The organism is Nonomuraea sp. NPDC059007 (assembly GCF_042740555.1).
GTDB lineage: Bacteria > Actinomycetota > Actinomycetes > Streptosporangiales > Streptosporangiaceae > Nonomuraea.
On sequence record NZ_JBHYJD010000082.1, the window covers coordinates 20,978 to 31,675 of the forward strand.

At 68.8% G+C, this 10,698-nt stretch carries 8 protein-coding genes; 6 read left to right on the top strand and 2 right to left on the bottom strand.

Annotated features, from left to right (window positions below; translation table 11 throughout):
- Positions 1–42 precede the first annotated feature (42 nt).
- Entirely contained in the window at positions 43–1,365 is a 1,323-nt protein-coding gene (locus ACFWY5_RS55345; RefSeq protein WP_379639983.1) for a KamA family radical SAM protein, read from the bottom strand.
- 173 nt (positions 1,366–1,538) lie between these two features.
- Between ACFWY5_RS55345 and ACFWY5_RS55350 the strand changes: the two genes are divergently transcribed.
- The 5 genes from ACFWY5_RS55350 (at position 1,539) to ACFWY5_RS55370 (ending at position 8,702) form a co-directional block, all read left to right on the top strand.
- The gene (locus tag ACFWY5_RS55350; protein ID WP_379639984.1) at positions 1,539–2,096 is read left to right on the top strand and encodes a DUF1707 domain-containing protein; all 558 of its coding nucleotides are present in this window, start codon (positions 1,539–1,541) and stop codon (positions 2,094–2,096) included.
- Between the two features lie 42 nt (positions 2,097–2,138).
- The gene (gene plsX, locus ACFWY5_RS55355; protein WP_379639986.1) at positions 2,139–3,158 is read left to right on the top strand and encodes a phosphate acyltransferase PlsX; all 1,020 of its coding nucleotides are present in this window, start codon (positions 2,139–2,141) and stop codon (positions 3,156–3,158) included.
- A 43-nt stretch (positions 3,159–3,201) separates the two neighbouring features.
- Positions 3,202–5,487, top strand: a complete 2,286-nt coding sequence (locus tag ACFWY5_RS55360; RefSeq protein WP_379639987.1) for an HAD-IC family P-type ATPase — start codon at positions 3,202–3,204, stop codon at positions 5,485–5,487.
- Positions 5,484–7,211 carry an arginine--tRNA ligase gene (gene argS, locus ACFWY5_RS55365; protein ID WP_379639989.1) on the top strand — a complete coding sequence of 576 codons (1,728 nt, stop codon included), beginning with the start codon at positions 5,484–5,486 and terminating at the stop codon, positions 7,209–7,211. The genes ACFWY5_RS55360 and argS overlap by 4 nt, the downstream gene beginning before the upstream one ends.
- A 162-nt stretch (positions 7,212–7,373) precedes the next feature.
- The gene (locus ACFWY5_RS55370) at positions 7,374–8,702 is read left to right on the top strand and encodes a hypothetical protein (protein ID WP_379639990.1); all 1,329 of its coding nucleotides are present in this window, start codon (positions 7,374–7,376) and stop codon (positions 8,700–8,702) included.
- Here ACFWY5_RS55370 and ACFWY5_RS55375 read toward each other — a convergent pair.
- Complete coding sequence (locus ACFWY5_RS55375) at positions 8,699–9,079, bottom strand: cell division protein SepF (RefSeq protein ID WP_184976456.1); 381 nt, start codon at positions 9,077–9,079, stop codon at positions 8,699–8,701. The genes ACFWY5_RS55370 and ACFWY5_RS55375 overlap by 4 nt on opposite strands.
- Before the next feature lie 167 nt (positions 9,080–9,246).
- Between ACFWY5_RS55375 and ACFWY5_RS55380 the strand changes: the two genes are divergently transcribed.
- The gene (locus ACFWY5_RS55380; RefSeq protein WP_379639991.1) at positions 9,247–10,011 is read left to right on the top strand and encodes a PhzF family phenazine biosynthesis protein; all 765 of its coding nucleotides are present in this window, start codon (positions 9,247–9,249) and stop codon (positions 10,009–10,011) included.
- The last annotated feature ends 687 nt before the right edge of the window (positions 10,012–10,698 follow it).

Sequence of the window (10,698 nt, forward strand, 5' to 3'; positions counted from 1 at the left end):
CCGTCACCACCGGGTCACGGGCTGGGGGCTCGGTTGGAACCGTCAGGCGGACAGCCTGGCGGTGGCGACGCCGGTCTCGAAAGGGAACCTGTCGGCGAACGCCGGGCGCAGGTCCGTCAGCCAGACGGCCTGCGGGTCGTACTGTGCGAAGAACGGCCGGCCGACGAGCGAAGGATCGCGTGCCTGGATGAGGTGAAGCACGAAGACCTTCTGGCCGGCGATCTCGGTGACGCCGTCCACACACACCTTGCCGGGCGTGGCCGACATCGAAGGCCCGCGCACCGTGCGGCAGAGCCCGGAGACGGAGGCGTAGGCCTCACGGAAGACCTCGTACGCGTCGGCCAGCGGAACCGCGAAGTAGTCCTGTGGTCCCGTGTCGCGCTCGACGAACATGTAGTACGGGATCATCCCCATACGCAGCTGCCGCTTCCACATGCCTGACCAGATGGCCGGATCGTCGTTGATCGACCGGATCAGCGGAGCCTGCGTCCTGATGGTCGCCCCCGTGCCGAGAATCCGCTCCACTGCGGATTCCACCAGCGGCGAGTCCAGCTCGCGCAGGTGCGAGAAGTGAGCCATGAAGGCGAGGTTCTTCCCGGCCGCGACGACCTGCTCGAACAGGCGGAGCGTGTCGTCGGCGTCCGGGTCGGTGGTGAATCGCTGTGGCCAGTAGGCCAGCGACTTGGTGCCGATTCTGATGGATTCGAGCTGCTCGACCTCCAGCAGCGGCTCGATGTAGCGCTTGAGCACCGGCTCACCCATGATCATGGGGTCGCCGCCGGTGAGCAGGACGCTGGTGACCTCGGGATGCTGGCGTACGTATGACACCAGCTGGTCGATGTCGTCGGAGGCGAACTTGAGGTCCGCGTCGCCGACGAACTGGGCCCAGCGGAAGCAGTACGTGCAGTACGCGTGACAGGTCTGCCCCTGTTTGGGGAAGAAGAGCACGGTCTCCGGGTACTTGTGTTGCATGCCGGGCACCGGTTCCCTGCCGATGCGCGGGACGTTGAGCTCCATCTGCCCCGCGGGATGCGGGTTGAGCTGCGCGCGTACCTTGTTGGCTTCCGCGTTCAGCTCGGCGGTCGGCGCTTCGGCCTTGAGAAGGTCGGCGAGCCTGGCCACGTCGGCCGCGGGCAGCATGTCTGCCAGCGGGAAGACGAGGCGGTACATCGGGTCGTCGGGCGCTGCCGACCAATCTATGAGTTCATCCACGACGTAGGCGTTGGTCCGAAAGGGCAGCACCGTCGCGACGGCGCGCACCTTCAGACGTTCCTCCTCGCTGAGCCCCGCACGCAGCAACAGCTCGTCGAGGTGCTTGGACGTGTACGCCCGAAAGCGTCGCGTTCCTGCCTGGTTCAAGATCACTAGGCCTTTCCCATCTTTTTTGTTCGATCGGATGTAAACCTCTCGACCCAGTCGTGCGTCTAGGGTTCTTATACCCGGACGCGTGCGAAGCCACTTCTGGTTCCGCTGGGACCCAAGATTCTCCTGAGGACTACCTATCGCGACATATCGCGAGAGGGCATACACTGCGGTTTGTGACCGACGATCCCGTCCTGCGTGCCTCAGATGCCGACCGCGATCGAGTCGCCGCGGTGCTGAGCGAGGCCCTGGCCACCGGACGACTCACCACAGTCGAGCACGCGGACCGGCTGGATGTCACATATTCCGCCAAAACGGTCGGCGAACTCATCCCCCTGACCCGCGACCTGCCCGACATCACCGGCGTGTCCACCCCCGTCGTGGTCGAGCGTCAGAACATCAACTCCACTTTCAGCAAGATCATCAGAAAGGGCCGCTGGGTCGCCTCCCGCCACACCCGGCTGAACGCCCGCTTCGGCGCGATGATCGTGGACCTGTCCGACGCCGTCCTGCCCGGCCGCGAGATCACCCTGCACATCGCCGCCCGGTTCAGCAAGGTCATCGTCCGGGTGCCCGACAATGCCAGGGTGGTCGACGAGGGCGGCTCGGCGTTCGGCAAGCGCAACGTCTCCGGCGGCGTCGAGGGCGACGGACCACTCATCCGGGTGACAGGCACCTCCGCGTTTTCCAAGGTCATCGTGACGCGCGGGGTCTCAGACTGGAACCTGGCGTAACGGCTGCCGCCCCACCTGCCTACGATGCGTGTGGGGTGAGAGTTGTCCGACATTAAGCCGATCGCACTGGACGCCATGGGCGGCGACCACGCGCCGCACGAGATCATCGGCGGCGCGGTCCACGCCGTGCGCGAGCGCGGCCTGTCCGTGGTGCTCGTCGGCCCGCCCCGCGTGCTCTACGAGAGCCTCGCCGACCACGGCGCCACCAAGGAGATCCCGATCGTGCGGGCCGAGGAGGCCCTCGCGATGGACGAGGGCGCGCTGGCGAGCCTGCGCCGCCCCCGCTCCAGCATCGCGATCGCCTGCCACCTGGTACGGCAGGGCAACGCCAGTGCCGTCGTGTCAGCCGGATCCACGGCCGGAATCGTGGCCACCGGCCGCCTTCGGCTCAAAGGACAGCAGGGCGTGCTGCGCCCGGCCATCGCCGTGGCCCTGCCCACCCGCCCCAACCCCGCCCTCCTCCTGGACGCCGGCGCGAACGCCGAGGTCAAACCGGAGATGCTGGTCCAGTTCGCGCACCTGGGCGCCGCCTACGCCGAGACCGCCTACGGCATCGGCAAACCCCGCGTCGCCCTGCTCACCATCGGCAGCGAGGCGGAGAAGGGCAACAAGCTGGTCCGCCGCGCCCACGAACTCCTCCTCGCCTCCCCCTCCCTCCACTTCGTCGGCAACGTCGAGGGCTACGACCTGCTCACCGGCGCCGCCGACGTGATCGTCACCGACGGCTTCACCGGCAACGTGGCGCTCAAGACGATGGAGGGCTCGGTCCGCTACGCCTTCGGCGAGCTCAGGGGGGCCATCGGCGACAGCCGCATGGCCAAGCTCGGCGCCATCCTGCAACGCTCCACGCTGCGCGAACTGAACCGCCGCCTCGACGCCGAGGCCTACGGCGGGGCCGTACTCCTCGGCCTGAACGGCACCGTCGTCATCGCGCACGGATCGTCGAAGGCGCCCAGTGTCAGCGCCGCCTGCCAGCTCGCCGCCGACCTCGCCAAGGGCGGCATCGTCACCCGCGTCGGCGAGCGCGTCGCCGCCACCCATCGCACCCATCGCCTGTGGTGACCCCGTAGTGTTTTGCCGGTGATCCACAACATCGGGGGGTTGTGTGGACGGGCTGACTTCCGCTCAGGTGGCCGTCGCGCCACGTAACGACGCACCGCGGCGCTCCAGCCGCTCGCTGTGGGCCATCATCAGGGCCAATGTGTTCACGCTGTTCAACCTGGTGATCGCGATCCTCTGGGCGCTGATCATGATCTTCGGCGAGTGGCAGAACGGCCTGTTCGGCCTGGTCATCGTCTTCAACGCGCTCATCGGCATCGTCCAGGAGCTACGCGCCAAGGCCACCCTCGACAAGCTGGCCGTGGTCAACGAGGCGCCGGTCCGCGTCCGCCGCGACGGCAGGGACCAGGAGATCGAGCCGCGCGCCGTGGTCCGGGGCGACCTCATCCTGATCGGTCCTGGCGACCGGCTGCTGGTCGACGGCGAGGTCGTGGCCTCCGACGGGATGGAGATCGACGAGTCGCTGCTCACCGGCGAGGCGGACGCCGTACACAAGCAGCCGGGCGACGAGGTGCTGTCCGGCAGCTTCGCGGTCGCGGGCAGCGGCGCGTTCGTCGCCACCAAGGTCGGCGCCGAGGCCTACGCCGCCAAGCTCACCGAGGAGGCCAGCAAGTTCGGCCTGGCCCGCTCCGAACTGCGCGACGGCATCACCAAGTTCATCCGGTACATCACCTACCTGGTCATCCCCATCGGCGCGCTGCTGATCTGGAGCCAGGTACGCAACGAGGCCGACTTCGGCACCGCCATCACCGGCGCGGTCGCCGGCATCGTCACCATGATCCCCGAAGGCCTGGTGCTGATGACCTCGATCGCCTTCGCCGTCGGCGTGGTACGGCTCGGCCAGCGCAACACCCTGGTCCAGGAACTGCCCGCCATCGAGGGCCTGGCCCGCGTGGACGTGCTCTGCGTCGACAAGACCGGCACCCTCACCGCCGGCGGCATGGACCTCGACGAAGTGCTCCCGCTGCGCGGCGGCGAACCGGTCGACGACGCCCTCGCCGCCCTGGCCAACGTCGACCCGCGCCCCAACCCGACCGCGCAGGCCATCAAGGAGCGCTTCCCGGCCATGCCGCCGGGGTGGGCGGCCACCGAGGCGGTGCCGTTCTCCTCGGCCAGGAAGTGGAGCGGGGCCGACTTCGCCGAGCACGGCCCGTGGGTGCTCGGGGCTCCCGACATCCTTCTCGAACCGGGCAGCGAGGGCTTCGAGGGGGCCGCCGAACTGGCCGCGACCGGGGCGAGGGTTCTGGCGCTGTGCCGTACCTCGTCGCTGGACGGCGAGGGCACGGCCGAGCCCGTCGCGCTCGTCACGCTCAAGCAGCGCATCCGGCCCGACGCCAAGGAGACGCTGGCCTACTTCGCCCGGCAGAACGTCACCGTCAAGGTCATCTCCGGCGACAACCCCGAGGCCGTCTCCGCCATCGCCGTCGGGCTCGGCATCCCCGGCGGCGAACGCGCCGTGGACGCCCGCACACTCCCCGAGAACGACCCGGAAAAACTCGCCGACATCCTGGAGAAGAACACCGTCTTCGGGCGGGTCACACCGGTGCAGAAGCGGCAGTTCGTCGGGGCGCTGCAGTCGCGCGGGCACACGGTCGCGATGACCGGCGACGGCGTCAACGACGTGCTCGCGCTCAAGGACGCCGATCTCGGCATCGCCATGGGCGCGGGCAGCCCGGCCACCAAGGCGGTGGCGCAGGTGGTGCTGCTGGACAACCGGTTCGCGACGCTGCCGTACGTCGTGGCCGAGGGGCGGCGGGTGCTGGCCAACATCGAGCGGGTCTCGAACCTGTTCCTCACCAAGACCTTCTACGCCATCGTGCTGTCGCTGCTGGTGGGGGTGCTCGGGCTGATGTTCCCGTTCGAGCCGCGGCACTCGACGCTGGTCAACGCGCTGACGATCGGCATTCCGGCGTTCTTCCTGGCGCTGGCGCCCAGCAACGAGCGGTCCCGCCCCGGGTTCGTGCCACGGGTGCTGCGCTTCGCCGTACCGGCCGGGGTGATCTGCGCGGCGGCGGTGTTCTTCTCGTTCTGGGCGGCGCACTCCGGGACGTCCACGCTCACCCAGGACCGCACCACCGCGGTCATCACGCTCTTCCTCACGACCTGGTGGGTGCTGGTCCTGGTGGCGCGGCCGCTGCTGTGGTGGAAGATCGTGCTGATCGCGGCCATGGCCGTGCTGTTCGCCGTGTCCTTCGCCGTGCCGCTGACCAGGTGGTTCTTCGCACTCGCGCCCTCCGACGTGAGCAACGACCTGCTCGCGCTCGGAGTGTCCGTGGTGGCCGCCGTCGCCATCAGTATCGCGGTCAAGGTCACCGGTACCCTTAAGACATGACCGACCCGCAGCTAGTGCTCACCGAGCGCGTCCAGCAGGCGCTGGCCAACGCGTTCGGCGCCGAGTACGCCGACGCAGACCCGCTGATCCGGCCCTCCCAGTTCGCCGACTTCCAGGCGAACGTCGCGATGAGCCTGGGCAAGCGACTGCGACGGGCGCCGCGGGAGGTCGCCGAGGTCATCAGCGCGCAGATGTCGGACTTCCCCGGCACGGTGGAAGTGTCCGGTCCCGGCTTCCTGAACATCACGCTCGACTCCTCCTGGATCGCCGGCGAGGCCGGGCGCATGCTCGCCGACCCCCGCGCGGGCGTCGGCCAGAGCACGCCGCCGCAGCGCATCGTGATCGACTACTCCGCGCCCAACGCGGCCAAGGAGATGCACGTCGGCCACCTGCGCACCACCATCGTGGGCGACGCCATGGCCCGCACGCTCGAGCACCTCGGCCACACCGTCATCCGGCAGAACCACCTGGGCGACTGGGGCACGCCGTTCGGCATGCTCATCGAGCATCTGCTGGACATCGGCGAGGACGCCGCCGTCGCGCAGCTCGAAGCCGGCGCCAGCACCGAGTATTACCAGGCGGCCCGTGCCAAGTTCGAGGGCGACGAGACGTTCAAGACCCGCTCGCGCGTCCGGGTGACCACGCTGCAGTCCGGCGACCCCGAGACCATGCGGCTCTGGCACGTCTTCATGGAAGCGACCATCCGCTACTTCAACAAGCTCTACGACATACTCGGCGTCACGCTCACCGACGCCGACATCGCCGGCGAGAGCATGTACAACCCCATGCTCGAAAAGACCTGTGACGACCTGCAGGCGATGGGCGTCGCCGTCGTCAGCGAGGGCGCGCTCTGCCTGTTCCCGCCCGGCTTCACCGGTTCCGACGACAAGCCGCTGCCGCTCATCATCAGGAAGAGCGACGGCGGGTACGGCTACGCCTCCACCGACATGGCCGCCATCCGCTACCGGGTCGACGACCTCAAGGCCGACCGGATCCTCTACGTCGTCGGCGCCGACCAGGCCCTCCACTTCCGGATGGTGTTCGCCGCCGCCGAGCAGGCCGGCTGGCTGCCCGACACCGTCTCCGCCGAACACATCCAGATCGGGATGATGCTCGGCAAGGACGGCAAGCGGTTCAAGACCCGTTCCGGCGCGTCGGTCAAGCTGATGGACCTGCTGCACGAGGCGGTTGACCGGGCGACGGCCGCCATCGACGACCGCGGCTACGACGAGACCACCAAGGCCGAGATCGCCCACGGCGTCGGCATGGGCGCGGTGAAGTACGCCGACCTGTCGGTCAGCCACGACAGCGAGTACGTCTTCGACTTCGACCGCATGCTGGGCTTCACCGGCAACACCGGCCCGTACATGCAGTACGCCACCGCCCGGATCCGGTCGATCTTCCGCAGGGGCGAGGTCGAGGCCGCCGCGGTGACCGGCCCGATCCTGCTGGGCGAGGAGGCCGAGCGCGCGCTCGCCCTTCACCTGCTGTCGTTCGGCAGCGTCGTCGAGCAGGTGGGCAGCCTGATCGAGCCCCATCGCCTGTGCGCGTACCTCTTCGAGACCGCGAGCCTGTTCAGCACCTTCTACGAGCAGTGCCCCGTTCTCAAGGAAGGCGTCGACGCCGAGACCCGCGCGTCCAGGCTGGCCCTGTGCGCGCTGACCCTGCGCGTCATCGAAACCGGACTCGACCTCTTGGGCGTCCCGGTACCCGACCGTATGTAAGACATGTCGTGCTAACGTGCACGCCTGCTTCGCCCAGGTCTGGAGGGGTTTCTCGCCCTCTTCAGACGCGGCGGTGGGCGCGCCTCCCTCTGGTTGGCGCGCCCCCCGGCTAGGCTTTACGCGGTCATGAATGTGAGGCCGATATTTGGGGGAGTTTCCGCCTTGAGCACGGATCTGACCGCAAGCCCCCCAGCTGCGACTGAGCTTCACCGCTACGCTGAGGCCCTGCTGGCGCACCTGGCCGCCAACGGCTCCGCGCCGCCTCAGACACACGAACTCCACGACGTGCCCGGCTACTGGCTGCCGCCCGCCGTGGAAGCGCTGGTCGCCATCCTGTCCGGCGACGATCCGATCGAACCCCTGACCAGAGCCGCCGGCCGCGACCAGCAGAAGACCGCGTTGTTCCTCTGCCTCGCGCTCGCCGTCGCCGGCCACGGCGGTCGCATCCACGCCTCCTGGCTCGGCACCGCCTTCGGCGAGCTGTCCACCGAGCGGCCCGTCACGCATGGGCAGCGGGGGTTGTGGCTGGCCGCCGCCCGTGGCGCGTACGGCCCGGCCGGCAAGATCTTCGTGCTCCGGAAGCTGGACGCGCTGGCCGTACAGGAAGAAGCCGACCCGCGCGCCTGGGTGCAGGCGCTCGCGCCCGGCGAGCCGTCGGTGGTCGTGCCCGAGTCGCTCGTGGACTTTCCGGAAATGGCGGAGATCCCGGAACTGGCCCGTCCCGCACAGGCCGCTGCCCGCCTCGCCCGGCTCCGCGCTCGCTGCACCGAGATCACCTCGGCCAAACAGGCCGACCACGAGGCCTCCACGCCGCTCACGAACAGCGCCGGCAGCCCCGCCACCACCTGGGCGGAGGACGAGCCGATCGCGGTGCTGCGCTCGCTGATCGGCCTCGGCGGCCCCGAGGGCCCCATGGGGTCGCTGACCGCGCATCTGCTGGACGACCTGCGTCCCGGCGCCGATCCGCACCTCGCGGCGATCGCCCTGCACGTGGCCGCGCCGATCCTGCGCGAGTTCGCCGACGAGTTGGAGTCCGACACCCAGCTGGTGCCGCCCGCGACCGTCACCGTGTCGCTCCTGGGGCACCGCATCGTGCTCCACCCGGAAGGGCCGGACCAGGAATCGTTCGCACAGGCAGAACAAGAGATCGTGGCGACGGGCATCATCCCGCGCCGACCGCCGATCGCGGCCTACGCGCTGCTCGCCCTCGGCGTGGCCGCCGTGGTCGCCTTCGTGGTTCATGGCCTGTTCGCAGTGCTGGGCGTGGCCATGCTCGGCCTGGGAGGCTGGCTACTTCGCAAACGCCACCAGGCCAACGAAGCGGATAGTCGTTACGTCACCGCTCAACTCAGCGAGCTTCGCGAACTCGCCGACGGCGCGGTGTGGGCTCTCCACGCCTACGCCCGCGAGGCCGAAGCCCGCGCCAAACAGGCAGCGGAGGACTCAACCGATGTCAACCGGTTGATCCGCCGCGGCCCTCGCGCCGCCTAGGTGGTCTCGATCTCCACATGCGCCGGCGCGAGCAGGAAGACGCGGTCGGCGATGCGCTCGATCCGCCCTTCGCACCCATAGGCAAGTCCCGCGGCGAAGTCGACCATCCGGGTCGCCTCGGGCATCGGCATGCCGGTGACGTCCATGATGACCGTCTGCCCCTCGCGGAAGTGCTGACCGATCATCGGCGCGTCGTTGTACTTCAACGGCTGCACCATCACAATGCGTGACGACTCAGAGGTGGACCTCCACCTCTTCGCCGCCCTCTCGGACGCCGGCATGTACTCGTCTTCGTACTGCTCTTCTTCGTAGGCCTCGTCGTAAGGATCGACGCCGCCCAGGCCAAGGTAGCTCACCACCTTGCGCACTGCCCCCATCGGTATGTCCTTTCCTCAGGAACTCACCGTAATCGGCACGTCCCCACACATTGGACGGTAACCGACGATTCCTCGTTCGCCATGCGACACGCCCAGCACTTATTCCATTTTGTACGGCTAGCACCCTGGTTGCAGCTGGATTACAAGCGGCCTATAGCATCCAAACCATGCGTGTCTACACCGTGGACGCCTTCACCGATGTGGCGTTCAGGGGTAATCCAGCGGCGGTCTGTCTCTTGGAGTCCTCCGCGCCCGCGGCCTGGATGCAGGCGGTAGCGGCCGAGATCGGCCTGTCGGAGACGGCATTCCTGCTGGACAATTCACTGCGCTGGTTCACCCCCGCTGTCGAGGTCTCCCTCTGCGGGCACGCCACCCTCGCCACGGCCCACGTCCTGTTTTCGACCGGCGCCGCGAGCGGCCAACTCAAATTCGAGACCGCCAGCGGAATCCTGTCTGTGAATCGCACCACAGATGGCATGATCACAATGGACTTTCCCGCCAAGGAAGTGACGCCCGCCACTCCTCCAGCCGGCCTGGCAAAAGCGCTCGGCGTCGTCCCGGTGCAGGTCAGCACCGCAAAAGACGATCTGCTGGTGGAGCTCGAATCCGAAGAACAAGTCCGCACCCTATCCCCGGACATCACCGCCTTGTCACACCTGGCGGCACGTGCGGTAATCGTCACGGCCCGCGGCGTTTCCACGGACTTCGTATCCCGTTTCTTCGCCCCGAAGGTCGGCGTCCCCGAAGACCCGGTAACCGGCTCCGCCCACTGCGCCCTGGCCCCCTACTGGGCGCCGCGGCTGGCCCGCACCACGATGACCGCCTCCCAGCTATCCCAAAGAGGCGGCCTCATCCACATCACCCTCCGCGGCCCCCGAGTGGACCTGGCCGGCCACGCCATCACCATCACCTCCGGCCACCTCCACATCTAGGTGACCCACCCAAGACCCCGCTGCCGCATTCTGCCCAGCGGTCACACAGCGGCCCGCTGTTGCACAGTGGTCCCCGGTCCAGGGCCCCGCTGCGGCACGCTGCACCGTCCCCGCCCACTCGCTCTCCGGAACAAGCGGCGGGACGCAGACTCAGAGCGAGATGTCACTAGGGACACGCGGGGACAGTCCCGGCCGCCGTACGCGTTGCGCCGAACACGCCCGCTCAGCCTTTCACCTCACCGGCGCCGGACAAGCGGCGGGACGGAGCTGAGCGCCGTGCGCGTTGCGCCGATCACGTCCGCGGAGGGTGCTCGCCGCACCGGCGCTTGACAAGCGTCGGGGAGGGCGTCGCGGTTGGGAGGGCGAGGTGGCCGGGAGGGTGGCGGGCCCTGGCCGGCGGGCGTCGTGCGTGTTGCGCCGTTCACGTCCGCGGAGGGTGCTCGCCGTACCGGCGCTTGACAAGCGTGAGGGAGGGCGACGCGGATGGGAGGCGGGTGGGAGGCGAGGTGGGCGGGGAGGGGCTGCGAGCCCTTGCCGGTGCAGGGTGGGAGGCGGTAAGCCCCCGCCGGTGCAGGGTGGGGGCGGTGAGCCGTCGCCAGCGCCTCCGGGGAAACCCAGCGCCTCGGGGGAACGCGAAAAAGGGGCCACCCCGCGACGGCGGGACAGCCCCTTCGGAACGCGAAAGAG